Origin of the sequence: Saccharopolyspora terrae, from assembly GCF_004348435.1 — a bacterium.
GTDB classification, from domain to species: Bacteria; Actinomycetota; Actinomycetes; order Mycobacteriales; family Pseudonocardiaceae; genus Saccharopolyspora; species Saccharopolyspora endophytica.
Window position 1 is genome coordinate 208509 of the sequence record NZ_SMKS01000002.1, and the last position, 25666, is coordinate 234174.

At 67.6% G+C, this 25666-nt stretch carries 17 protein-coding genes; 6 read left to right on the forward strand and 11 right to left on the reverse strand.

The features are described from left to right. The first annotated feature begins 4 nt into the window (after positions 1-4). Genes E1181_RS02770 through E1181_RS02780 form a run of 3 tightly spaced genes read left to right on the forward strand, consistent with a single transcriptional unit; the run spans position 5 to position 4824 of the window. Complete coding sequence (locus E1181_RS02770) at positions 5-2323, forward strand: family 2 encapsulin nanocompartment cargo protein terpene cyclase (protein WP_132672272.1); 2319 nt, start codon at positions 5-7, stop codon at positions 2321-2323. A gap of 42 nt (positions 2324-2365) precedes the next feature. After that, positions 2366-3772, forward strand: a complete 1407-nt coding sequence (locus tag E1181_RS02775; protein ID WP_132672273.1) for a family 2B encapsulin nanocompartment shell protein — start codon at positions 2366-2368, stop codon at positions 3770-3772. 14 nt (positions 3773-3786) lie between these two features. Continuing rightward, entirely contained in the window at positions 3787-4824 is a 1038-nt protein-coding gene (locus tag E1181_RS02780; protein ID WP_132672274.1) for a family 2 encapsulin nanocompartment cargo protein polyprenyl transferase, read from the forward strand. A 634-nt stretch (positions 4825-5458) separates the two neighbouring features. Here the strand turns inward: E1181_RS02780 and E1181_RS02785 are convergent. The 6 genes from E1181_RS02785 to E1181_RS02810 form a co-directional block, all read right to left on the reverse strand. Then, positions 5459-6253 carry an IclR family transcriptional regulator gene (locus E1181_RS02785; protein WP_132672275.1) on the reverse strand — a complete coding sequence of 265 codons (795 nt, stop codon included), beginning with the start codon at positions 6251-6253 and terminating at the stop codon, positions 5459-5461. A gap of 399 nt (positions 6254-6652) precedes the next feature. Further along, on the reverse strand, positions 6653-7441 hold the full coding sequence (locus E1181_RS02790; RefSeq protein ID WP_132672276.1) for a 2-keto-4-pentenoate hydratase: 789 nt from the start codon (positions 7439-7441) through the stop codon (positions 6653-6655). 31 nt (positions 7442-7472) lie between these two features. Next, positions 7473-8861, reverse strand: a complete 1389-nt coding sequence (locus E1181_RS02795) for an LLM class flavin-dependent oxidoreductase (RefSeq protein WP_132672277.1) — start codon at positions 8859-8861, stop codon at positions 7473-7475. A 97-nt stretch (positions 8862-8958) separates the two neighbouring features. After that, positions 8959-10485: an aldehyde dehydrogenase (NADP(+)) gene (locus E1181_RS02800; RefSeq protein WP_132672278.1), complete on the reverse strand. Its 1527-nt coding sequence runs from the start codon at positions 10483-10485 to the stop codon at positions 8959-8961. A 41-nt stretch (positions 10486-10526) separates the two neighbouring features. Beyond that, positions 10527-11027, reverse strand: coding sequence for a flavin reductase family protein (locus E1181_RS02805; protein ID WP_132672279.1), 501 nt, complete (start codon positions 11025-11027; stop codon positions 10527-10529). Between the two features lie 39 nt (positions 11028-11066). Further along, entirely contained in the window at positions 11067-12359 is a 1293-nt protein-coding gene (locus E1181_RS02810) for a flavin monoamine oxidase family protein (protein WP_132672280.1), read from the reverse strand. A gap of 337 nt (positions 12360-12696) precedes the next feature. Between E1181_RS02810 and ribA the strand changes: the two genes are divergently transcribed. Beyond that, entirely contained in the window at positions 12697-13902 is a 1206-nt protein-coding gene (gene ribA, locus E1181_RS02815) for a GTP cyclohydrolase II (RefSeq protein WP_132672281.1), read from the forward strand. Between the two features lie 72 nt (positions 13903-13974). Here ribA and dapA read toward each other — a convergent pair whose 3' ends face one another. Continuing rightward, entirely contained in the window at positions 13975-16368 is a 2394-nt protein-coding gene (gene dapA / locus E1181_RS31260) for a 4-hydroxy-tetrahydrodipicolinate synthase (RefSeq protein WP_235875821.1), read from the reverse strand. An 800-nt stretch (positions 16369-17168) separates the two neighbouring features. Between dapA and E1181_RS02825 the strand changes: the two genes are divergently transcribed. Next, positions 17169-18677 (forward strand): MFS transporter, encoded by a 1509-nt coding sequence (locus tag E1181_RS02825; protein WP_132672283.1) that lies wholly within the window; start codon positions 17169-17171, stop codon positions 18675-18677. 1002 nt (positions 18678-19679) lie between these two features. On the opposite strand, the gene E1181_RS02830 is transcribed toward E1181_RS02825, so the two are convergent. Genes E1181_RS02830 through E1181_RS02840 form a run of 3 tightly spaced genes read right to left on the reverse strand, consistent with a single transcriptional unit; the run spans position 19680 to position 23915 of the window. After that, complete coding sequence (locus E1181_RS02830; protein ID WP_132672284.1) at positions 19680-21083, reverse strand: FAD-binding oxidoreductase; 1404 nt, start codon at positions 21081-21083, stop codon at positions 19680-19682. A gap of 2 nt (positions 21084-21085) precedes the next feature. Further along, the gene (locus tag E1181_RS02835; RefSeq protein ID WP_132672285.1) at positions 21086-22459 is read right to left on the reverse strand and encodes an MFS transporter; all 1374 of its coding nucleotides are present in this window, start codon (positions 22457-22459) and stop codon (positions 21086-21088) included. Between the two features lie 28 nt (positions 22460-22487). Further along, positions 22488-23915, reverse strand: coding sequence for a sulfatase-like hydrolase/transferase (locus E1181_RS02840; RefSeq protein ID WP_268952422.1), 1428 nt, complete (start codon positions 23913-23915; stop codon positions 22488-22490). 80 nt (positions 23916-23995) lie between these two features. Between E1181_RS02840 and E1181_RS02845 the strand changes: the two genes are divergently transcribed. Next, positions 23996-25000 carry a LysR family transcriptional regulator gene (locus tag E1181_RS02845; RefSeq protein WP_132672287.1) on the forward strand — a complete coding sequence of 335 codons (1005 nt, stop codon included), beginning with the start codon at positions 23996-23998 and terminating at the stop codon, positions 24998-25000. A gap of 76 nt (positions 25001-25076) precedes the next feature. On the opposite strand, the gene E1181_RS02850 is transcribed toward E1181_RS02845, so the two are convergent. Next, positions 25077-25514 (reverse strand): Lrp/AsnC family transcriptional regulator, encoded by a 438-nt coding sequence (locus tag E1181_RS02850; RefSeq protein WP_235875866.1) that lies wholly within the window; start codon positions 25512-25514, stop codon positions 25077-25079. Positions 25515-25666 lie beyond the last annotated feature (152 nt).

Below are 25666 nucleotides of genomic sequence, written 5' to 3' on the forward strand. Positions count from 1 at the left end.
CCTCATGGGGAACCAACCGTTTGCGCTGCCGGAGTTCTACCTGCCGTGGCCCGCACGGCTGAATCCGCACCTCGATGCCGCGCGGAAGCACAGCAAGACGTGGGCACGCGAGATGGAGATGGTCGAGCCGGAGGGTGCCACGACTGCTCGTGGTGGCACGTTCATCTGGGACGAGGCCACGTTCGACTCGGCCGACTATCCCCTGCTGTGCGCCTACACCCACCCGGATGCCGCAGCTGAGGACCTGAACCTGGTCACCGACTGGTACGTGTGGGTGTTCTACTTCGACGATCACTTCCTCGAACACTACAAACGCACCGGGGACCTGGCCGGTGCGCGCGAGTACCTCACCGGCCTGGCGGCGTTCATGCCGGCACAGCCGTCCCGGACTCCGCCGGTTGCGATGAATCCAGTGGAATGGGGACTGGCCGACCTGTGGGCTCGCACCGCGTCGATCATGTCCGCCGACTGGCTCCGTCGGTTCTCGGAGAGCACTCGAAACCTGCTCGAGGACTGCCTGTGGGAGTTGGCGAACATCACCGAGGACCGGGTGCCCAACCCGATCGACTACATCGAGATGCGGCGCAAGGTCGGCGGCGCACCGTGGTCGGCTGACCTGGTTGAACTCGCCTCACGGGCGGAGATTCCGGAGGTCGTTGCCGGCACCCGGCCGATGCGGGTGCTCAAGGACACCTTCGCCGACGGGGTGCACCTGCGCAATGACCTGTTTTCCTACCAGCGTGAGACCGAGGAGGAAGGCGAGGTCAACAACGGGGTGCTCGTTGTGGAGACCTTCTTCGGATGCACTCCGCAGCAGGCTGCTGAGCTGACCAACGATCTGCTGACCTCGCGGCTGGAACAGTTCGAGAACACCGCTCTGACGGAAGTGCCGCCGCTGTGCGAGGAACATGGGCTCGCCCCCGATGCCCGCGCGAGCGTGCTGACCTACGTCAAGGGGTTGCAGGACTGGCAGTCCGGTGGCCACGAGTGGCACATGCAGTCCAGTCGCTACATGAACGAGGGTGCCGTCACTGGTTCGGCGGGCGTGCTCGACGGACCCACCGGGATGGGCACGTCCGCGAGCAGACTGGCGTCGTCTCGATTGGGGCCGGGTCTGCGCCGGCGAAGCCAGCAGCGGTCTCACACGCCGTGCACCCCGGTGGGGCACTTGCCGCTGCCGGAGCTCTACATGCCCTACCCGGTCCGCATGAGTCCGCACTTGGACGCCGCGCGGAGTTACGCGGTCGGCTGGGCTCGACGGATGGGCATGTTCGACTCCGTTCCCGGGGTAGAGCGCGGCGGGGTGTGGGATGAGCGGCGCTTCATCGGCTTTGACTTCGCCCACTGCGCCGCCATGATCCACGCTGATGCGAGTCCGGAAGCGCTCAATCTCTCATCGGACTGGCTGGCCTGGGGCACCTACGGCGATGACTACTTCCCGCTGGTTTTCGGGGTCAGCCGCAACCTGGTCGGCGCGAGGATGTGCAACGAGAGGCTGTCGGCGTTCATGCCCTTGGACGTGGGTTCCGTTCCGGAGCCCACGAACCCGATCGAGCGAGGTCTGGCCGACCTCTGGCGGCGCACCGCCGGGCCCATGACGCGGTCGGCTCGACAGCAGTTCCGCACGGCGGTCGAGGACATGACCTCCAGCTGGTTGTGGGAGTTGGCCAATCAGACCCAGCACCGGATCCCGGACCCGGTGGACTACATCGAGATGCGCCGCAAGACCTTCGGTTCGGACATGACGATGAGCCTGTCGCGGCTGGCGCATCTCGACGTCGTACCGGCGGAGATCTACCGGACGCGCGTCATCCGCGAGATGGAAGCCGCGGCGCAGGACTACGCCTGCTTCACCAACGACCTGTTCTCGTACCAGAAGGAGATCGAGTTCGAGGGCGAGCTGCACAACCTCGTCCTGGTCGTGGAGAACTTCCTGGACACCGACCGGTGGACGGCTCGCGACATCGTGGCCGATCTGATGTCCGCGCGCATGCGGCAGTTCGAGCACATCGTTGCCCACGAACTACCGGTGCTGTTCGACGAGCTCTCGCTGGAATCTTCGGCACGCCAAGTGCTGACTCGCCACGCCGAGGAACTCAAGGACTGGATGTCCGGGATCCTGGAGTGGCATCGCCGATGCGTGCGCTACACCGAGGCCGAGCTCAGGCGCACTCAGGCGGACGGTGCAGTGCACCCGTTCGCTAGCGGTGGAGCTCGGGAGTCCGCCGTGCGCCACCGTCTGTCCGGCCCCACCGGGATCGGCACCGCGGCCGCCCGCATCACGCCCGCTGGAGCAGGCGCGGCCATACCACGTGACCACTGACGTTCATCCTCTTCCGCGCGATATGCGATTGGTGCACCCCACATGACCCGGACCCACCCTGCCTCGGCGTCCGAACAGGACGGTGACGGCCGACTCAGCTTGAGCACGGCCGCGGCACGTACTCTCGCGACCACGACCAAGACCGCACCGCAGATGCAGTCGATCAGCCCTCGGTGGCTGTTGCGCAAGCTGCCGTGGGTGCAGACCTCAGCCGGCTCCTACCGAGTCAACCGTCGGTTGACCTATGCCCTCGGCGATGGCCGGGTGACCTTTTCCAACACCGGCGATCAAGTGCGTGTCGTGCCCCCGGAGCTGCGTGAACTTCCCGCTTTGCGCGAGTTCGACGACGAGGCTGTGCTGACCGCGCTGGCCGACCGGTTCACCCAGCGCGACTACGCCCCGGGCGAGGTCATCGCGAACGCCGGCCAGCCGGCCGACGAGGTCGTGCTGCTGGCCCACGGCAAGGTCAACACGTTCACCACCAGCGAATACGGTGGCCAAGCCGCACTGGATGTCCTTGCCGGCGGTGCGTTCTTCGGTGACCAGCTCCTGACCGGAACGCAGCAGTCCTGGCAGGTCACGGTCAAGGCGCTGACCCCCTGCATCGTGCTGACCCTGTCCCGGCAGGCGCTCGCGGAGGTGACCGACCGGTCCGCGCCGCTGCGCGGCCACCTGGAACAGGTGGCCGCCAACGTGAAACCCACGCAGAACAAGCATGGCGAGGCTGCCATGGCGCTCGCCTCCGGGCACGACGGCGAACCCGAGCTGCCCGGCACCTTCGTCGACTACGACCTCAACCCGCGGGAGTACGAGCTCAGCGTCGCCCAGACGATCCTGCGCGTGCACACCCGCATCGCCGACCTCTACAACCAGCCGATGAGCCAGCTCGACCAACAGCTGCGGCTGACCGTCGAGGAACTGCGCGAGCGGCAGGAACACGAACTGATCAACAATCGTGAGTTCGGTCTGCTGCACAACGCCGATCTGCGCCAGCGCATCCAGACCACCGGTGGCCCGCCGACCCCAGGCGATCTCGATGAACTGCTCTCCCGTCGCCGCAAGTCCGAGTTCTTCCTGGCCCACCCGCGCACGATCGCCGCGTTCGGACGCGAGTGCAGCCGGCTCGGGCTCTACCCGGACAGCGTCGATGTGGATGGCACCACGCTGTCGGCCTGGCGTGGAGTGCCGTTGCTGCCCTGCAACAAGATCCCCATCACCGAGACGGGCACCAGCTCGATCCTGGTGCTGCGCACCGGTGAGGACCACCAGGGTGTGGTCGGTCTGCACCAAACCGGCATCCCTGACGAGTACGAACCGAGCCTGAACGTGCGCTTCATGGGCATCAACGACAAGGCCATCACCTCGTACCTGGTCAGCGCGTACTTCTCCGCGGCCGTGCTCACCCCCGACGCGCTCGGCGTCCTGGAAAACGTCGAGATCGCCCGCTGAGTGAGGAGATCGGTATGACCGCCACCGGAGCCAGGCCCACCAACCCCCCGGCGCACGAGGTGCTCGATTGGGGCCGCCAGCTCGTCACACCCGCTCTGCGGACCGCCGTCGACACGCTGCCCGAAGACATGCGGCACATCGCCGGATACCACTTCGGCTGGTGGGACGAGCACGGACGATCCACCCAGGCCAGCGGAGGCAAAGCGCTGCGGGCCACCTTGGTGTTCCTGACCGCCGAGGCAGTGGGCGGCTCAGCGCCGTCGGCCCTGCCCGCAGCCGCGGCGGTGGAACTCGTGCACAACTTCTCGCTTCTGCACGACGACGTCATCGACCACGACGCCACCCGCCGCCACCGTCCGACAGCGTGGAGCGTTTTCGGCACCAGCGCGGCGATCCTCGCAGGGGACGCACTGGTGAGCCTGGCTTCCGATGTGCTCGCCGAGAGCACGCACCCGGCCGGGCTGCGCGGCATTCGAATGCTCAACAGCGCGATCCAGGTTCTGATCGAGGGCCAGATCACGGACATCGCTTTCGAACAGCGTACTGACGTCGACCTCCACGAATGTCAACGCATGGCCCAGGCCAAAACCGGGACGCTGCTGGGGGCTGCCTGCGAGCTCGGTGTCCTGTTCGGCGGCGGCACCTCGGGCCAGGCCCAGCACCTGCGCACCTACGGCGAGAACCTCGGGCTGGCGTTCCAACACGTCGACGACCTCCTGGGCATCTGGGGCGATCCCGAGGTCACCGGCAAGCCCGCATATTCCGACTTGCATGGCCGAAAGAAGACCCTGCCCATCGTGGCTGCGTTGAAATCCCGGACCCCTGCCGGCAATGAGCTCGCCGCTCGATACCAACGCGACGAACCCCTCGCGCAAGCGGAGCTGATCGAGGTTGCCGAACTGGTCGACACCGCAGGCGGCCGCGTGTGGAGCCAAGGACAGGCCGACCAGTTGCTCGCCGAAGCGCAGAGACACCTGCACGCGGCGCGTCTCGTCGCGCGAACCACCGAGCTCGAAGCGCTGGCCCACCTGGTCACCCGCCGCGACCACTAGTTGTACAGACTCGAGAGGGGCATGATTCCGTCATGTCTCGAAGACATTGCCCCCTGATCCGCGAGATCGTGTCTTGGGCACCCACGGGTTTGGCCAGAACCAACTCGGCGTCGATCGCTCGGCGAACTTCGTCGTGCACTAGTGCCCGCAGCTCGTGCGCCTGGAAACTTGAACTCCACCTTCTCAGGCGAGTGTCCCCGAATCTTGGTCCTGTGGCTGCGTACGCGAAGAGGAGTGGCTGCAACAAGAGCCTACGGGTGGCGTTTGCCGCCGATCAAACACCATATGGGGACCGTTTCGCAGGAGCGATTTCTGGTTCGCTGAACAGTGGATGTCGACTCCATCCCTGTGCCCCGCAGCGTGTCCTGCCACGGCGACCCGCGGGTGCTTCGGTTAAGGTGCGCGGCTGATCATCGGTGGTTGCGCCGGGACCGTGACCGGGCTGGCTCGTGCGGCCGACCTTGCGCGCTGAGGACGCCAATGACGCGATCGTCGTGCGTGGGCAGACGAGCTGATCGGTACCCAGGGCCAGACGACGCAGTGGCTCGACATGGGTGGCTCCTCCGCCTGCGAGCGATCATGCCGCGTACTAGCTGCTCCTCAACATGCGCCACCTGCATGACGTTCGTGAGGATCAGTAGTTGGCTGAGTCTCGCCAGAAGAGTTCGGCGAGGCGGTCGACGGTGCCTTGCATCTGTTGCAGGGCTTCAGGGATGTGGGCGCGGCCGAAGCGGCTGCGGGGGCCGTTGAGGGTCAGGATGGCGACCATGGTTCCCGCGCTGTCGCGGACCGGGCGTGACAGCGACAGCAGTTCTGGTTCGAGCTCGTTGTCGATGATGGCGAAGCCTTGCTCGCGGACTTGCTCCAGCTCTTTGAACAGGGCGTCGCGGTCGGTGATGGTGTGCGGGGTGAACGCCTCGAGTTCTTCGGGCAGGGATCGGCGCAGCTTCTCCACGGGCTGTTCGGCGAGCAGCACCTTGCCGGTCGAGCTGGCGTGCATCGGGTAGCGCTCGCCGACCATGTTGCGCGAGAGCACGCCGACCACGTGCGAACCGGCGGCCTCGGCCACCAGATCGAGGCCGTCCTGCGCGTTCGGGATCGACAGGGTCACCGACTCGTTGAACTTGTCGGCCAGCTCCTGCAGCAGCGGCTGGGCGTGGGCGACCAGGCCCGCGTAGGGGTCGGCCTGCCTGCCCAGGCGGGCGAGTTCCCAGCCGAGGACGTAGTTGGTGTCGATGCGATCGACGAAACCGCCCTGTTCGAGGCTGTAGAGCAGCCGGAATGCGGTGGGTCTGCTCAGGCCCGCCGCCTTGGCGAGGGTGGTGACCGTGGTGCCGGTGCGCGGTTGAGCGGCCAGTTCGCGGAGCAGGCGCATTGCCTTGGTGACCGACTTGTTCGCCAAGTCGGGGTGCTCGGGCTCCTCGCCCATCGCTGCTCGCCTCCTGATCGCGCCTGACATGAGTCCTGTCGTGCAAACAGGGTAACAGGCGCGTTCACTTAGTGGACGCGATGGAGGGGAAGGGATTCGAGGTCTCCCGCTTTCAGCTTGGGAGGCCTGGGTTAGGCGCCTGACGGGTGGAGTCGCCGCCGGTGGAACGCCTCCAGGGTGATTCGGGGGTGTTGGTTCCGGCGGCACACCGCGTTCCGCGTCGAGCGGTGGTGGGTGATGGTGTCTTCGTGTGGATGCCGGCCGCGCCAATCAGCCGCTATGGGTGTTTGGCATCTGAACAAAGCGTTTGTTTTTTCTTTCTTGGTGGGCCGACGCTGGGCGCTGCTTGGGGCTTGCGGGCGAGCTGCCTCCGCAAGCCCCGAAGCGTGGTGCGGTGATCTAGGCCGGGGAGACCTCGAACTGCACCGAGCCCCAGTCGGCGAATTCGCCGGTCCAGGTGCCCGGGGCGTTCATGCGGACCGCTTCCAGGCAGCTGCCCGGGAGGATGACCTGGCCGGGCTCGAACTCGACGTCGTAGGCGGCGAGGCGGTTGCACAGCCACGCGGTCGCCGACAGCGGGTTGCCGAGGATGTTCTTGGTGTTGCCCGACATCACCGGTTCACCGTTGAAGCGCAGGGTTCCCGTGGTGTCGCTGAGCCGGAGGTCGGTGATCCGGCGGGGTGTGCCGCCGAGGATCACCGCGCCGGTGGATCCGTTGTCGGACAGCGTGTCGGGCAGATCGATGGCCCAGTTCTGCACCCGGGAGTCGATGATCTCGATTGCCGGCACCGCGCACTCGACGGCGTTGATCACGTCGGCGACGGTGACGTTCGGGCCGCGCAGGTGTCGTTTGAGCAAGAACGCTGGTTCCAGTTCGACGAAGGGTTCGATGTACCGCCCGGGGTCGACCGTGGTGCCTTCGTAGGTGAACGTGCTGGCCAGCAGGAAGCCGTAGTCGGGCTGGTCGAGACCGAACGCGGCCTGCATGGCCTTGGCGATGTTGCCGAGCTTGTAGCCGACGACGCGGTCGCCCTCGGACACTGCCATGTCCACGGTGAGCCGCTGGACCTCGAACGCGGCATCGGCGTCGAGCTGTTGCCACGTCTTGGTCGGCGCGGCGACCGGGGTGCGGTTGAGCCGCGCCTCGCGCAGGATCGTGGCGATCTCGTGGAGTTGCGCTGTCTGCATCGGGTTTCCTCTTCCTTGAGGGCGCTGGGCGTCAGTGGCCCGCCGCGAGTGCGGCGTGGGCGAACTTGCGGCCGGGGTGGTCTTCGACGAGCCGGGTGTTGCCGGGGCCGTGGAGCTTCTCGCGCAGGGTGCGGCCCTGGTATTCGGTCCAGACCGCCTCGCGGCGCTGGAGTTCGGGCACGACGAGCTCGATGAAGTCGGCGATGTCCTGGTACTTCACGGCGTTGCCGAGGTTGAACCCGTCGATGTCGCAGTCCTCGACCCAGCTGATGAGCTCCTCAGCGACGGTTTCCGGGGATCCGACGATGGTGGGTCCGCTGCCGCCGATGCCGATGAACTCGGCGATGTCGCGCGGCGTCCACTCCTTGTCCGGGTCCATCTTGGAGAACAGGTCCACCATGGTCTGGCCGGCGTCGGTCTTGACGTGCCGCAGCGGCACGTCCGGGTCGAACTGGGACATGTCCAGCGCGGTCCAGCCGCTGTAGCGGGCCATCGCGCCGGAGTAGCTGACCAGCTTGCGGTACTGCTCGTACTTGGCGTGCGCCAGCTCGTCGGTCTCGGCGACCACGACGTTGAGCATCTGCAGCACCCGCAGCGAACGCGGGTCCCGCCCGGCTTCGGCGGCCTGCGCGCGGAGCGCGTCGACCTGCTTGCGCAGTGCCTTCTTCGACAGCGCGTTGACGAACACGCCCTCGGCGTGGGCGGCGGCCAGCGCGCGGCCCTTCGACGACCCGCCTGCCTGGAAGATCACCGGGGTGCGCTGCGGGGAGGGCTCGCACAGCGCGAAACCGGGCACGTTGAAGTACTTGCCCTGGTGCTTGATGTCGTGCACTCGCTCCGGGTCGGCGTAGACGCACCGCTCGAGGTCGCGGACCACGGCGTCGTCGTCCCAGGAGCCCTCCCAGAGCTTGTAGCAGACCTCCAGGTGCTCGGCGGCCACGTCGTAGCGCTCGTCGTGCGCGGGCAGCAGTCCGTTGCCGACGTTGCGGGCGGCGCTGTCGGCGTAGGAGGTCACCAGGTTCCAGCCGATGCGGCCGTCGGTGAGGTGATCGAGCGTGCTGAACTTGCGTGCCAGGGTGTAGGGGTGCTCGTAGGTGGTCGAGCCGGTGAGGCCGAAGCCCAGGTGCTCGGTGGCGGCGGCCATCGCCGAGATGACCAGCGCGGGGTCGTTGGCGGGCAGCTGCGCGCCGTCGGCCAGCGCGCCTGCGGCGCTGCCCTGGTAGACGTCGTGGTAGCCGGCGTTGTCGGCGAAGAACACGCCGTCGAAGCGGCCTTCTTCGAGCAGCTTGGCGTACTCGGTCCAGTAGCGGACGTCGGTGTAGCGGTGGCCCTGGTCCTTCTCGTGCCGCCACAGGCCGGCCGAAAGATGGGCGGGCCCTTGGAACTCGAAGGCGAACAGGCGCATGCGGCGAGACAGCATGTCTTCTACTCCTCTGTGAGCTTTCCGGAGAAGGGTGTGTCGCCCGGGCCGATTCCGGCCAAGGCGGGAAAACCGGTGGGCGGTCACCGGTGAGTCGTCACTGCGGTGGCGCCCAGTCCTGCGAGGCACCGGGCTGGTGGGTGCTGCGCGGCAGCCCGAGCGGATTGGACTCGCGCAGCGCTTCCGGAAGCAGGAACTCGGGGGCGTTCTGGTAGGTCACCGGTCGCAGGAAGCGGTCGATCGCCGCGGTTCCCACGGAGGTGTGCGACACGGCAGTAGTCGCCGGGTAGGGCCCGCCGTGCTGCTGTGCGGGGGTGACCGCGAGGCCGGTCGGCCACTCGTCGAACAGGACGCGCCCGGACCGCGAAGCGGCCAGCGCGACCAGACCGGAGACCAGCTGCCGCTCCGCGTCGTCGGGCTGGCCGGCCAGGTGCGCGGTGACCGTCAGCGTCCCGGGAACGGCCGAGATCGCTGCGCGCAGGTCCTCGTCCGCGTCGTACTCGGCGATCACCGCGCAGGGCCCGAAGTTCTCCTCCAGCAAAGCGGGCTCGGACAGCAGATCGGCCACCGATCCGGCGTGCAGCACGGTCGGGGACACCTGCGGGATATCGGAGGGATCGGCGTGTTCGGAGCCGCGCGCGAGCACCTCGACGCCCGGGATGTCGGCGAGCTCGGTGGTCCGTTCGCGGTAGCGGTCGGCGATGGCCGAGGTGAGCATCCGCGCCGGCGGAACGTTCTGGGCGAGTTCGGCGATACGCTTGGGCAGCTCGGAACCTCGCGGCAGCAACAGGATTCCGGGCTTGGTGCAGAACTGCCCGGTGCCGAGGGTGAACGAGCCGACGAAACCGGCGGCGATCTGCTCGCCGCGCTCGCGCTCGGCACCACTGGTGACCATCGCGGGGTTGACGCTGCCGAGTTCGCCGAAGAACGGGATCGGGTTCGGTCGCGAGGAGGCGATGTCGAACAGCGCCCGGCCCCCGGCGACCGAACCGGTGAACGCACCTGCGGCGATGCGCGGGTCGCGCAGCGCGCTGACGCCGGCTTGGCGGCCGGTGAGCAGCGCGAAGGTGCCTTCCGGCGCTCCTGCGGACTGCAGGGCCGAACGCACGAGTCCTGCGGTCTTGCGGGAGGTTTCGGGGTGGCCGGGATGTGCCTTGAGGAGGACCGGGCAGCCTGCGGCGAGCGCGGAGGCGGTGTCGCCGCCGGCGACGGAGAAGGCGAAGGGGAAGTTGCTCGCGGCGTAGACCAGCACCGGCCCCAGCGGGGTCAGCCAGCGACGCAGGTCGGGTCGGGGGCCCAGCACGAAGTCCGGGTCTTGGCGGTCGAGCGCGATGCGCAGGTAGGAGCCGTCGCGCAGTTCCTCGGCGAACATGCGCAGCTGCACGGTGGTTCGCTTGAGCTCGCCGGTGAGCCTGCCCTCGGTCAGGCCGGTCTCGCGCATCGCCTCGATGATCAGGCTCTGGCCCTCGGCGTCGAGCGCGTCGGCGACCGCCGACAGCGCGTCCGCCCGATCGTGCGGTGACCGCCGTCCCCAGTCGGCTGCCGCGGTGGTCGCGGCGGCCAACAAGGACTCGAGCTCCTCCGGAGTCTCTTCCGGTTCGGTCAATCGCGGTGTGGTGTTCATCTGGTGGTGTGCTCTCACTTCGTCGTGGCGGGGGAGCGGGGTCAGGACTGGGGCTGGTGGTAGGTACCCAGCTGGCCGCGGTGGAAGATCAGCGGCTGGCCGTGGCCTGCTTCGAGTCGCAGGACCTCGGCGACGACGATGACGTGGTCGCCGCCTTCGAGTTCGTGCACTGCTTTGCAGTCGATCCAGGCGTGCGCGCCGTTGATCTGCGGGCATCCCTCGGCGGATTCGCTCCAGTCGAGCTGGGCGAACTTGTCGACCTGCTTGCTCGACATCGCGCGGCAGACGTCGTGCTGACCGTCGGCCAGCACGCTGGCGCTGAAGTGCCCGCTGCGGATCTTGGGCCAGCTGCTGGAGCTCGTGGCGACGCTGAAGGTGACCAGCGGCGGGTCCAGCGACAGCGATTGGAACGTGCCCACGACCAGGCCGGCCGGGGCACCTGTTGCGGGTTCGCGGCCGGCGACCACGGTCACGCCGGTGGGCAGGTGTCCGATGACGTCGCGGAAGTAGCGGGGTTCGATCGTCGGGGTCGACAGTGTCATGATCGCGTTCCCTCCCAGTCGGGTGCCGGTGGCTGGTGGTCAGGTGAGGTGGGTGGTGATCTCGCGGGCCACGCGGTGGCCGCTCTCTATGGCGCCGTCGATGAACCCGGCCCAGACGTTGGCGTAGTCGCTGCCGGCGAAGTGCAGGACGCCTTCGGCGCGCTGCTGTGCGGCGAAGTAGCGGGTGAGCTGGTTCGGCTTTTGCATCAACCAGGTTTCGCGGGAGTGCGGGTCGGCCATCCAGTCGTGCCCGGTGACCTCCAGGACCTCCAGGTCGTCGCGCCACACCCGCAGCGCCTCGGCCACCGCGTCGCGGTCGTTGGGCGAGATCCGGTTGGAGTCGGCGCCGAAGGACACCAGCACCGCGTCGTCGCCGCCGAGGAACTCGGTGCGCACCACCGAAAGCGGGTGCGCGGCAGAGGAGTAGGCGAAGAACGGCTTAATCGGGCCGCGTACCCGGATCCAGACCTTCACTCCCTTCGACGCCGTGCCCTCCTTGGTCGCGGCCTGCTTCTCCTTGCACAGCCCTGGTGAGACGTCCAGGTCGCCGAGGAGATTCTGCGGCAGGGTCAGCACGACCCGGCGAGCGCTGATCCGCTCACCGGCGGTGGTGGTGACCACCGCGCCGTCGGTGTCGTGCTCGATCCGCTGCACCTCGGTGCCGGTGTGGATGTCGGCGTTGGTGTCGGCCACGATCGCCTCGACCAGCGACTTCGTGCCCGAGGCCAGCCGAAACACCGCCGAGGCTTCGTGCATCAGGTGCCAGGAACCCGCCGTGGCGGCGGTCCAGCGCAGCGCGCTGGTGAACGCGCCCTCCTGCAGCGGTGCGTTGAAGTGCCCGACCCAGGCGGCCTCGTTGGCCTGGTACTCCTCGACGGGCAGGTCGAGCTCGTCGAGCTTGTCCTGCACGCTGAAACCATCCACTGAGGCGAGCTCGGATTCCGACAGCGGCTTGTCGGGGCGCGGGATCCATCGCATCGTCTCGGCCAGCAGCCGGCGCATGCCCGGGTCGATGAGCTCCATGAACCCGTCCAGGCTTCCGGTGCGGACCTCGTTGCCGGCCAGCCAGTACGCCTCCTCCGGACGCGGACCGCGGGTGACCTCCAAGCCGTAGCGGTTGACCTCGGCCCACGCGTGCGGCTGGATCCAGTGCAGCCAGGTCCCACCGATCTCCAGATCCCGGCCCAACCGGTGGTCCGTCCACACCCGGCCGCCGAGGCGGTCACGGGCTTCCAGCACGGTCACGCGCAGGCCCTTGCGGCCGAGCTCGCGGGCGGTGATCAGGCCGGCGATCCCGCCGCCGACCACGACGACGTCGGCTTCCTCGGACAAGTGAGCACTCCCTCGCAAGTCGGCAACGCTGGATTCGGCTCGTTCACAAGACGCGCCAGTTCCGAACAGGACGTTCAATATACGAACGCAACGCCAGTTATTGTGACGCCGCTCGCCTGGCGCGTCAAGAGTCATTCCGTGCGGGGATGTGCAAGGTAAAAGGCGTATTTTTGCTTGACGTCATGCGGGCGCAGTGCCACCATCCGTGAACAAGACGTTCATTTAATGAACGAGCGTTGCGGTATGTCCTACGGACGGCCCAGCGCGCAGGATCCGGTCATCACTCGCAGCGGCGTTCAGCGTCCAGCCGGGTGATCCACGCGTGCAGGAGAGATCGATGCCCACGTCGAGCATTGCCGAAGCCGTCGCCACCCTCGCCGCAGGCGGGAAGGTCCTCGTCGTCGACGACGAGGACCGCGAGAACGAAGGCGACCTGATCATGGGCGCCGAACACGCCACCACCGATGAGGTCGCGTTCTTCCTGGAACACACCTCGGGGTTCCTGTGCGTGGCTGTCGACGAGCGCCGGGCCGCTGAGCTCGACCTGGACCTGATGGTCACCGCCAACACGGAGAGCCACGGCACGGCATTCCTGATCAGCGTCGACTACCGGCACGGCACGACCACAGGCATCAGCGCCGCCGACCGCGCCGCCACCGTCCGGGCGCTGGCCGATCCGACGCTCGCGCCGTCCGAGCTGGCGCGTCCCGGCCACGTGATGCCGTTGCGCGCCAAGCCCGGCGGCGTGCTGGAGCGCACCGGTCACACCGAGGCCGGCGTGGACCTGTGCCGCGCGGCAGGACTCAGCGGCGCCGCTCTGCTGTGCGAGATCGTCACGCCCGACCGCAAGGAGATGATGCGCCGACCCGAGCTGGACGCCTTCGCGGCGGAGCACGGCATCCCGATGATCTCGATCGCCGCTCTGGTGGACTGGATGCGCGAGCACGGCGGGGTCCGCCGCACCGGGCAGGCCGAACTGCCGACTGAGTTGGGAAAGTTTCGCGCGCTGAGCTACGAAACCGCTGACGGGGTCGAACATCTCGCGCTGGTGCTGGGCGAGGTCGATGGTGAGGACGTGCGTGTCCGGCTGCACAGCGAGTGCCTCACCGGCGACCTGCTCGGCTCGCTGCGCTGCGACTGCGGCTCGCAGCTGCGCACCGCGATGGAGTCGATCGCCACCGCCGGGCGCGGCGTCATCGTCTACATGCGCGGGCACGAGGGCCGCGGTATCGGGTTGGGGCACAAGCTTCGCGCCTACGAGCTCCAGCAGCACCAGGGGATGGACACCCTGGAGGCCAACCGCGCGTTGGGCCTGCCGGTGGACAGCCGCGACTACGACCCGGCCGCGCTCATCCTCACCGAACTCGGCGTGGGGTCGGTGCGCCTGCTGACCAACAACCCGGACAAGTGCCGTGCGCTGGCCGATCGGGGTATCACCATCAGCGAGCGGCTTCCGCTGGAGGCCGAGCCCAACGAGCACAACATGCGCTACCTGGCCACCAAGCGGGACCGAATGGGCCACGTGCTGCAGCAGCTCGCCTGAAAGAGCGGCGTTCTCGATCCAAGAGCCCGGCGTGCGTGGTTGGCACGACGGGCACTTGGATCGAACGGCGTGTCAGCGAGCGTGGTTGTGCATCACGTGCTTGGTGCGTGAGTAGTCGTCGAGAGCGTAGATGGACAGGTCGCGGCCGTAGCCGGAGCCCTTGAACCCACCCCGCGGCACCTCGTTGGCCAGGGCCAGGTGCGAGTTCACCCAGACCGTGCCGGCGTCGATGCGCGCCGGAAGTTCGTGCGAGCGGCGGGCGTTCTCAGTCCACACCGAGGCGGAGAGTCCGTAGGGCACGTCGTTGGCCCGCCGCACCGCTTCCTCCTCGTCGCGGAAGGTTTCCACGGTGACCACCGGGCCGAAGACCTCCTCACGGGTGATCTCCGCGCCCTCGCGCACGTCAACCAGCACGGTGGGCGCCACGAAGTACCCCGGTCCGTCCAGCGCGCCACCGCCGAGGGCAGCCCGCGCCCCGTCCCGCTGCGCACGCTCCAGGTAACCGCGCACGCGGTCGAAGTGCGCCTTCGACACCACCGGACCGATCTCCACACCGTCCACTGCGGGCTCGCCCGCCGTCAGCGACGCGGCTTCGCGCACGAGGTGCTCGACGAAGCGGTCGGCCACCGACTCGTGCACCAGCACGCGGCAGGCGGCGCCGCACTCCTGGCCCGAGTTCCAGAACGAGGCGGTGCGCAAGGTTTCGGCGGCGGCGGCCAGGTCGGCGTCCTCGAAGATCAGCACCGGTGCCTTGCCGCCGAGTTCGAGGTGCACCCGCTTGAGGCCTTCGGCGGCTGCCCGGGCAACCGCGCGACCGCTGTTGACCGAGCCGGTCAGCGCCACGAGGTCGATGGCCGGGTGCGAGGACAGCCGCGCACCGACCACGTCGCCGCGCCCGGTGACGATGTTGAGCACGCCGGCCGGGATCAGGTCGGCGACGAGCTCGGCGAACTTCAGGGTGGTCACCGGGGTCTGCTCGGACGGCTTGAGCACGCAGGTGTTGCCCGCAGCCAGGATGGGCGCGATCTTCCAGGCGGCCATCATCAGCGGGTAGTTCCACGGCGTCACCACGCCGACCACGCCGACCGGCTCGCGCTGGATCACCGACAGGTGGTCGTCGAGGTAGTCACCCCCGGCCATCGAGGTCGCCGCGCGCACCGCTCCGGCCATGAACCGGAAGGTGTCGACGGTGCCTGCGATGTCGTCCTGCGCGACGGCCAGTGGTTTGCCGGTGTTTGCCGCTTCCATCCTGGCGAGCAGATCGCCGTGCGCCTCCACGCGGTTCGCGATCGCGTGCAGCGCGTCCGAACGGTCCTTGGGAACCAGCCGCGCCCAGGACGCCTTGGCCGTCACCGCAGCGGCGACCGCTCGGTCGACGTCCTCGGCGGTGCCGTCAGGGGTGTGGCACAGCACCCGCTCCGAACACGGATCGACCACGTCGAGCACCCGAGAGGAGGTGGAACCGACGTAGCCGCCGTCGATGAAGTGACGGGACGGCGGCAGGTCCGACTCCGAGCACAGCGGACGGGAATCGGCGCTGCGCAGCACCTTGCCCGGGGCGGTGGTCGGCAGCGGTGCCCGCTGGCCCAGAGCTGCGGCGGCTTCGGCCGAAACCCGGTCGGCGGTCTCGGAGTTCAGCTCCAGCAGCGGACTGCGCGGTGTGCCCACCGGCAGACCCAGCGAGTTGAGGATCGCCTTGACCGCGGGAACGAACGGCATCGACATCAGCGATTCCATCAGCGGGTAGAGCCGAGACCACTCAGCGCGCGCCCGGTCCAGCTCCCCGGCCTGCAACGCGCGATGGATGGAGACCAGTTCGGCCGGCACCACGTTGCCGCTACCGGCGACCACGCCGGCCGCGCCTTCAGTCAGGGTGGCCAGGATGAGGGTGTCCCATCCGCCGAAGGTGGTGATCACGTCGCCGTAGCGGTGGATGAGCTGGCGCACCCGGGACATATCCGCGTTGGTGTCCTTGACATATTCGATGTTGTCGACTTCGCGGGCAAGCCGGCCGATGGTTTCGGGGGAGAGATCGACCCCGGTCACGCCGGGCATGTTGTAGAGCATCACCGGGATGTCGACGCTCTCGGCGACGGTGCGCAGGTAGTGCTCGGTCTCGTCCTCGGTGAGCGGCTCGTAGTAGGGCGTGACCAGCATGACGACCGAGGCGCCGCACTCCTGCGCGTGTCGGGACAGCCGGATGGCCTCGGCGGTGCTCACCGCTCCGGTCTGCGCGATCACCGGGACGCGCCCGGCCGCGTGCTCGACCACGGTCTCCACGACCAGGCGGCGCTCGTGCTCGCTCATGGCGGCGAACTCGCCGGTCGAGCCGCACGCGACCAGCCCGTCGACACCCCCGTCGATGTTGCGATCGACCACGCGTCCCAGCGCCGCGACATCGATCTTCCCGTCGGCGGTGAACGGGGTGGGCAGGGCTGTGAGAATTCCGCTCAATTGCTGCGACATGCAGAAAGCTCCTCGGTTCGTCTGCGTTCGGATTGAGTTCCGGTGACGGGCTGCGAGGTGTAGGGGCAGCGGGGGAGCGCTCTTCGACCGCTTCGTTCGCACGGAACCATTTGCGGCGCTGATCGAGCGATCATGCACGGTCGACGGCCGGCATCGAGCTCGCGCCCCGTGGCCGGCCGCCGCAGTCATCGGACGGCTGCCGCGGGCGTCCCGGAACGCCGCGGGGGGCCGCGGCGCGCAATGTGCGAGTGGCAGCACCTCCGTACGACGTTCAATATTCGAACGAAATGTTCGGTGATGAGAACCTACTGAGGCGGGTGCATCCCGGTCAAGGGTCCGTCGAGTTCCCGGGCTCCACGACGTGCGCGGAGTTGCTGGTGGAACGCCGTTGCCCGCTCGCGCGCTGTACACGTGACCCATCGGTCCTATGGCTGGCCGGCCTGGACGTTCGTCGTCGACCGGCGCCGCGAGGGTTAGCGGCAAGGTGTTGTCCAGTTCGCCGAAACCCTTGACGAGCCGCTAGGGCTCTGCCAAGGTTTTTGGTCATCACGTTCGAAAAATGAACACCGCTGCCGCTGGTGGGGATTCGCGACCGCCGCCTTTCACCAGGAGGGAGCCATCTGGTCGCCCGAAGGCGAACTGGACGAACGACGGACAAAGGAACAAGGGCGCGATGTTGGCACGTGAGCCCTGCTGATCGCCGCGCAGCCGACACGGGCCTCACCTCGACGAAGCCGGGACCACCTTCGAGGTCCCGCGCCGCGTTGACTCGCCTCGATCGTCAGAAACGAGGGACAAGGATGTCCGAAACAGGTAGTAGAAACAGCCACTCCGCAAAACCCGAAGGCGCGCGCAGCCTTCGCGAGGAGGACTGCATCGTCCTCGACAAACCGGCCCTCGTCCGGGCGCAGGTCGGCGCTGGTGTCGGCAACTTCATGGAGTGGTATGACGTCGGGGTCTACGGCTACCTCGCCGTCACCCTGACCCAAGTGTTCACCGCGGGCATGGACGAGAAGCTCGGTCTGCTCGTGACGCTGCTCGGGTTCGCCGTGTCGTTCCTGGTGCGCCCGATCGGCGGCATCATCCTGGGTCCCCTGGGCGACAAGATCGGCCGCCGCAAGGTCATGTTCTTCACCATCGCGCTCATGGCAGTCGCCACCACGCTGATCGGCCTCCTGCCTGGTGCTGGCCAAATCGGCGCCTGGGCCGTCGTGCCCCTCTACTTGCTGCGCATGGTCCAAGGTTTCTCCACCGGTGGCGAGTACTCCGGTGCGGCGACCTACATCGCGGAGTTCGCACCGGACAAGAACCGCGGGTTCTGGACGTCGCTGCTCAACAGCGGCTCCCAGCTGGGTTTCGCGGCAGGCGCCGGTGTTGTTGCGGTGACCAGCGGCATCGCCACCCACTTCTGGGGTCCCGACGCCATGGTCAACGGCGGCTGGCGCATTCCCTTTCTCGTGGCGTTCGTCCTCGGCATCATCGCGGTCGCACTGCGCAGCAGGGTCTCGGAGTCGCCCAGCTTCGAGGCGGCCCAGCAGAAGACCGCGGCACAAGCGGCCAACCCGATGTTCGTCCGCCACAACCTCCCCGGGGTTCTCAAGCACTACTGGCCGCAGGTGCTGATCGGCATCGCCCTCATCGGTGCCGACGCCGCCTCGTCGTACACCCTGACCAGCTACATGCCCACCTACCTGGAAACCCAGGTCGGGATCGCCACGTTCCACACGGCGCTCGCCACGGTCGTCATCCTCGTGCTGCAGGCCGCGCTGCTGCCGATCTTCGGGCGGATGTCGGACAGGCTCGGGCGCAAGCCGGTCTACCTCGCCGCGGCCATCGGCAACCTGCTCCTTCTGGTCCCGGCGTTCGCACTGATGAACCTGGGCACCACCTGGTCGCTCTACGTCGCGCTGATGCTCGTGATGATCCCGGGGACGCTGTTCCTGTGCATGAACGCCGCCGTGATGGCCGAGCTGTACCCGACCGCGTCGCGGTACTGCGCCGTCGGCTTCGTGCAGAACATCGCGACCTCGCTGTTCGGCGGCACAGTGCCACTCGTCTCCCAGCTCCTCGTGCAGGTGACGGGAAACAGCTACGCCCCCGCCTTCTACGTCATGTTCTTCTCCGTCATCGCAGTGGTCGCCGCACTGTGCATGCGAGAGACAGCCGCGCGCCCGCTGCGCGGATCGGTCCCAGTGGTCTCCAGCAGAGAGGAAGCCCGGGAACTGGTCGACGGCCAGGGCACCAACGAACGACTGGACACCTCAACCATGCTCCTGGCACCACTGGAGAAGGTGAACGACCGCGCCTGAATCCCACTGACGCCGGCTGACGAGACCCGCGCCGCAGCCCGCATGAGCCCATGCCGCTCCGGGCCGCGGCGCGATCTCAGCTGGGATCCATCAGTTGAACTCGATGGGGCAACGCGGTGACGGAAGCCAGCCCAAGCAGCCTGCTCCCGAGCCTGGCCGGAACACTGCAAAGCTGAGGTGAATGCGGCAGATTCGGCTACAGGACGCGTCAGGGATCAGGAGCGGGTTGATGCAATGGCGATGCCGGAGTGCCGAGTTGGGCAGAAGGCCGCGTACGTGCCCGAGGCTGGCGACGACGAGTCCGGCCTGAGCGCCAGCCAGGAGGGCTTGCCCGAAACCAGCAGCACGCACAGCTGAGGCGAGACTGCGGTCTCGCCTCAGCTGACATCAAGGCCCCTGCACTCCGAAAAATCAACCCCGCGGGGTAATTCTGCGTCCGAGACACCGCACCCCGATGGCACGCAGCTGCCGATCTTCTGAAAATGGGGCTGGATGAGACGGTGGGTGGTGGGCATGTTTGCCTGAGCGCTGCTCTTGTTCGCGCGCACGAAAGCTGATGAGCGGTCTGCTCATTGGTTGGTTGGAACAAGACCACTCGGTCGATGATCTCTAGAGCTTGGAACCGCCGAATCAGTGAACACGGGTTGATCAGACACTTGTATGCAAGTACGGGGCCGGGATCCCATTCCTGGAACCCGAGGTGGCCAGGCACCCCTGTCCGTCAAAGGGACTCGGGACGGGTCACGGGCGAGGGAGCCAAGCAGCGACCTCGGTAATCGTGTCCAAGTCGTCAGCACCGTAGGTGCCAGAGATCGTTTCTGCTTCCGCGATTATGAGAGTGGTGGACAACCGAAGCCTGGGCAACCCCTGCTTCGGTCGGGGTGGAAGGCGTTGGTCATCTCGGTAAGCACCGGCCGTTTGGCATTGCAGAACCCCACCGTGGACTCGTTGTCGCCGCCATCAGGGAGTGGTGCGTTCTCGTTCATGACCTGCTGAGCGACGTCATTCGTTCACCGCGGGTGCGGTCATCACTTTGCCGGGATTGAGCAGGTAGTGCGGGTCGAACAACTCCTTGATCTGCCGCTGCAGATCGGCGGCGACCGGGTCAAGCTCCCGTTCCAACATGGGCACCTTCAACAGTCCGATCCCGTGCTCGCCCGTGACGGTGCCGCCAACGCTGAGCGCGAGGTCGACGATGTCGTTGATCGCCCGGTGCGCGGCTTCCAGTGACGACGGGTTTGTGGGGTCGACGACGACGGCGGGGTGCAGGTTGCCGTCGCCCGCGTGGCCGACGACACCGATGGTCAGCCCGGCCCGCTGTGCCAGCGCCTCGATCTCGCCGATGATCCAGGCGAGTTCGGAAACGGGGACGGCGACGTCGTCGACCAGCAAGGGGCCGAGTGCCTCCAACGCGGGATGGGCGAGACGGCGGGCCTGGATCAGCTGTTCGGACTCTGCCGGATCTTCACCGACCACCACGTCGATGGCGTCGGCTTCGTGGCAGGCCTCGGCGATGATGTCGAGTTCCTGTCCTGCGCCGGTTCCCGAGTCGGACTGCGCGATCAGGAGCGCACCGGCGTCGCCGAGCCCCATCCTCGCGTGCGCATCGATGGCGCGGAGTGTGGTGCGGTCCACCAGCTCGAACAGGCTCGGTGTCATACCGCGGGCCCGGACGGCGGCCACCGCGCGCCCGGCGTCGGTGGCTTCGTGAAACGTCGCCGCGAGGGTCAGCGGCGCCTCCGCCGGGGTATCGAGCGCGACGGTGGCCTCGGTGATGATGCCGAGCGTGCCCTCCGAACCGACGAACAGGTCGGTCAGGCTCAGTCCGGCCACGCCTTTGATGGTGCTGCGGCCGATCGCGGTGATGCGGCCGTCCGCGAGCACGACCCGCAAGCCGCGGACGAAACGACGTGTCACACCGTACTTCACGCAGCACAGACCGCCGGCGTCGGTGGCGATGTTGCCGCCGATCGTCGAGGATTCCCAGCTCGATGGTTCCGGACGGTAGGTCAGACCGTGCTCGGCGGCGGCTTCGCGCAGTTCCTTGTTGGACACCCCGGGCTCGACGACGGCGACCCGATTGGCCGGGTCGATGTGCCGGATTCGGTTGAGGCGCCGCGTGTTCAGCACGATGCCACCTCGTACGGAGTTCGCAGCCCCTGCCAGGCCGGTCAGTGCGCCCTGGGGCACGACCGGCACCCGATGTGCGGCGGCGAGCGTGATGGCCGTGCGGACCTCGTTCTCGGTCGAGGGCACGACTGCGGCAAGTGGGAGGTGGAAGTCGCACAGCGAGGCGGAGTCGCGCTCGAAGCTCGCCAGCAGATCGGGGTCGGTGACGACCGCCCCCGCTGGCAGATGTTTCGTCAACTCCACGACCAGTGGATGGTTCTTCTCCGTCGCGGTCATCGTCACCTTGCTCCGCGTTCGTCAGGTGCAGCGGCCCGGACCTTCGTGGTCTCGTGCGCGGGCACGTCCTCGACCAGTGCCTCTGCCTGCGCGGGTCCGCGTCGGCGCAGATAGAGCAGGGAGAACAGGGTGACGAGCGCACCGATAGTCAGGTAGAGCGACACGCTCCAATAGGCCCCGCCGCTGGCGTGCATCAGCACGCTGGCGATGAACGGGGCCAGGCCACCGCCGAGGACGGCGCCGAGGGAGTATCCGAGGGAGACGCCGCTGTAGGCGACCTTGGTGGGGAACAGCTCGGCGAGGAACGCGGCCATCGGGCCGAACAGTGCTGAGGCTCCCACGAAACCGACCACGATCGCCGTGGTGATGACCGTGGTGCTGCGCGTTTCGAGCAAGGCGAACAGCGGAAAAGGGTAGGCGGTGCAGAACAGGGCTCCGCCGATCATGATGGGCATCCGTCCGATGGCGTCGGAGAGCCGGGCGAAGGCGAGGATCGCGAGGACCATCGCACCGGATCCGACCAGGGTGCTGGTGAGCATCACCTGGCGTTCGACCCCAAGGTACTGCGTGCCGTAAGCCAGGCTGTAGCTGAGCAGCACCCAGATGAAGGCGTTGAATCCGAGGTTGACGCCGATGGCAGCGAGCACGAGGCGCCACGAGTTGCGCAGTACCTCGGCCAACGGGGACTTCGCGCGTTGACCCTCGCCTTTGAGCTTGGCGAACTCCGGTGATTCGGAGACTGTGGCGCGGATGACCATTCCGATGCCCAGCAGCACGAAGCTGGCCAGGAACGGAATGCGCCATCCCCAGGCGAGGAAGGAATCACCGGTTGCGGCGATCGTGATCGAGAGCGTCCCCGCGGCGAGCAGCGAACCACCCGGACTGCCGAGGAAGGCCCAACTGCCGTACCAGCCGCGCCGGTGGGCCGGAGCGTGTTCGACCGCCATGAGCAACGCGCCGCCTTGCTCGCCCCCGTGGAAGAGCCCCTGCATGAGACGCAGCACCACGAGCAGGGTGGGTGCCCAGATGCCGACCGAGGCTTGGGGCGGGAGCATCCCGATCAGCGTGGTGCAGCCACCCGCGCCCATCAGTGCGATGACGAGCAGTTTCTTGCGGCCGACCCGGTCGCCGAAGTGCCCGAAGACGATGGCGCCGACAGGGCGGGCGAGGAAGCCGACGGCGAGGGTGGCGAAGGAGAAGACCGTTCCCAGCGATGCCGGCACACCGGCGAAGAACACGCTGCCGAACACCAGCGCCGACGCGACGCCGTAGATCTGGAAGTCGTAGGCCTCGACGGTGGTTCCGATGGAACTGCCGAGGGCGACCTTGCGCACGGCGCGGAGCTGAGATCTGTCCGCAGTGGAGGTTGATGTCATGAGAACGCCTTTGTTCGTGGACAACAAGTCAGGTGGCAGTGGTGGGCGAGTGCGTCATGAGGGGTACCGAGAGCACGGCGTCGACACCGCCGAACTCGTTCACCCGTCGTCGCTGATCGGCCTTGACGCGGGCGTCGACCTCGACCGGGTCGCACATCTGGAAGAGAGTGGTGCGACAGGATTCCAGGACGTCAGCGTGACCGGGGTCCGCGGCGAGGTCGTGCCACTCGTCAGGGTCTGCGGAGAGGTCGAACAGCCGCTCGGGGAAGCCGACGTGGTGCTCGTACTTCCAGTTCCCCCGGCGGATCATGAAGCTTCCGGATGCGGATCCGGCGGAGTGGAATTCGGTGAACACCGTGCGACCGTGGTCGTCTGGTTCGATCCGCAGCAGGGAACGTCCAGGCAGATCCGCGTCGTCGGGGTGCGGGGGAAGTCCGAGGGCGTCGAGGATCGTCGGGTAGACGTCGACCAGCGACACCGGTGTCGCGCAGCGCGCGCCCTCATCTATCCCTGGGCCGGCCGCCAGCAGGGGGATGCGTACGGATCGCTCGTTCATCGTTCCCTTGAACCACGTTCCGTCCGTACCCATCAGCTCGCCGTGATCGGAGACGTAGAGCACGATCGTGTTCTCTGTCTGCCCGGTGTCCTCCAGGGCCTGGAGGACGGTGCCGAGCTGGGCGTCCATGAAGCTGACCAGGCCGTAGTAGTGCCGCAGCGCTCGACGGGTCTCGTCGTCGGTGAGCGGACTGTCGAAGCCGAAACTGCGCCGGTAGAAGTCGATGGCAGGGTGCTGGTCCCACTGCGCGGGGTCGTTGCGCAGCGGGGCCGGGGGCTCGATGTCCGTGTAGAGGTCGAGGAACTCGCTGGGAACGGTGAAGGGGTAGTGCGGGGTGACGAGCGAAACCTTGGCGACCCACGGCTGGTCACGCGGGGCCTCGTCGGCCAGCCAATTGACGGCCGCATTCGCCACGGATCGGTCCTGGACCGTGTAATCGGATTCGCCGCGGGTCGTGTCGACCACGGCCCCGCGCAGCTGCGGTGCCGGTGGTTGGCGCTCGCGGAGGCAGTGGAAGGGGTCACCGGTGCCGCCTCTGACGTGCAGCGGCAGGCGTTGGTCGGAGAAGCCGGTGTCATCGGCGGCGCTGCGGTAGTGGAGTTTGCCGATGGTGACCAGGGGAATTCCGGCCGCCTCGACGCGATGTCCCCAGCTGGGCGCCTCCGTGCCGGTGTAGGGCGATGCGTTGTCGTAGTTCCCGGTCTGGTGCACGTACCTGCCGGTGGCCATCGCGGCGCGGGACGGCACGCAGATGGGGGAGTTGCAGTACGCGGCGTCAAAGGTCGTACCGCGGGCTGAGAGCGCGTCGAGGTGCGGGGTCCTGACGTGCGGGCTGCCGTACATCCCGGAGGCGTGCGGCACGTGCTGATCGGACATCAGTACGAGAACGTTGGGTGTCACGGGTGTCGCTTCCGTCGTCGGTGGGCGCCCACGGCGCGTATGCAGGAACGCTACGAACCACCGTCGATAGCGTCTAATTGTTGTTTTCTGTCAAACCCATCACCGTTCACTATTTTCCCTGTTCACCCGCCACTTGGAACGGAGATAGCCATCTAGTTCGCTCCTCGGGCGATGCCATAGGTTTCCACTATCGTGGTCGGATGGAGAGGCGACAGCTCGAGTACTTCCTCGCCGTCGTCGAGCATGGGGGAGTGACCCGTGCGTCGGCGCACCTGCACGTCTCGCAGCCGACCGTGTCGGCCGCGCTGCGCAAGCTGGAAACCGAGCTGGGCGGCCTCCTGTTCGAGCGAGCGGCGGGCGGCCTGGTGCTCACCGGGATGGGTCAGGCGCTCTTGGAACCTGCTAACCAGGTGATCCGTGATTTCGCCGTGGCGGCGGAGAGCGCGCGCGATGTGCTCGGCATGCGGGACGGTGCGATCGACATCGTGGCGATCCCTGCGGTCAGCGCGGGCTGGTTGCCGCCGGTGGTGGCGGCGTTTCGACGTGCCCACCCGCGAGTGGCGATCTCGGTTCAAGCCGAGCTCGACAACACCCGCATCGCCGAGGAGGTCCGTCGCGGCCGGTTCAACCTGGGCCTTGCGGTTTCCTCCACCACCGATCCCGGCCTCGTCGCGCACGAAGTGGGGCACCAGGAGTTGCACGCGATCTTTCCGCCTGGCTCCCCTGGGGTCGGTGAACCGGTCGACATCGATGAGCTGGTCGACCTCGACATGGTCGCTGTTGCGCGTGAGCGTTCCATCGCTCGTCAGTGGTTCGAGGCGGAACTGCACCGCCGGGACCGCAGACCGCCCCGGCCGGTCCAGGTCGCCTCGATCGACGCCGTTCTGCCGATGGTCAGCGAGGGTGTCGGCTTCGCGCTGTGGTGGTCGCCGATCTCGGCTTCGCTGGTCGGCTCGTGCGTGCTGCGGCCCGTTCGCCCGATCTACCGCAGGCCGATTCTCGTGGTGCTGCGCCGTGGCCCGCTCCCGCCCGCGACCCAGGCATTCATCCGGGCAGCCGGGTTGGAGGACAAGTCGTGCCGATGAGTGACGTCCGCATCAGGCGCGAGTGGGGGAGCAACGTCGCTCGCGACAACGGTGTTGGCCGCGATGATTGCCGCGGTCAGTTGTCGGCGTCTTCGAAGATGAGGAACGTCCGGGTGGCCAGGACCCCTGGGATCGCCTGCAGTTGTTCCAGCACGACCCGGCGCAGTGCGTCGTTCCCGGCCGCCCGGACCAGCAGCATCACGTCGAACTCACCACCCATCAGGGCCATGTGGCGGACCTCCGGGATCGCGCGGAGGCGCTCCTGCAGGTCCCGCCAGTTGTGCTGGCGCACGGTCATGGCGACGTAGGCGGAGGTGGTCTGGCCGACCTTGACCGGATCGACGCGGACGGTGAATCCGGTGATGACGCCGTCCGCGACGAGGCGCTCGACGCGGGCGTAGGCGTTCGCGCGGGAGATCGGCACGCGCTCGGCCAGAGCGCGGCCCGAGAGCCTGCCGTCGGCTTCGAGCTCGCGGATGATCTGCCGGTCGATCTCGTCCAGCGGGGTTTCCAATCGTCTCACTCCCGGGGTCCGAACGTGGCAATGCGCGAGCCAATCGGATCGCTCCGATGGCGCAACACGGCCGTTCATCTCGTGATTGCCGTTGACAGTAGTTGATTGGCAGCCGAACGCGGCACTATCTGCACTCAGTGTCATGCCAACGG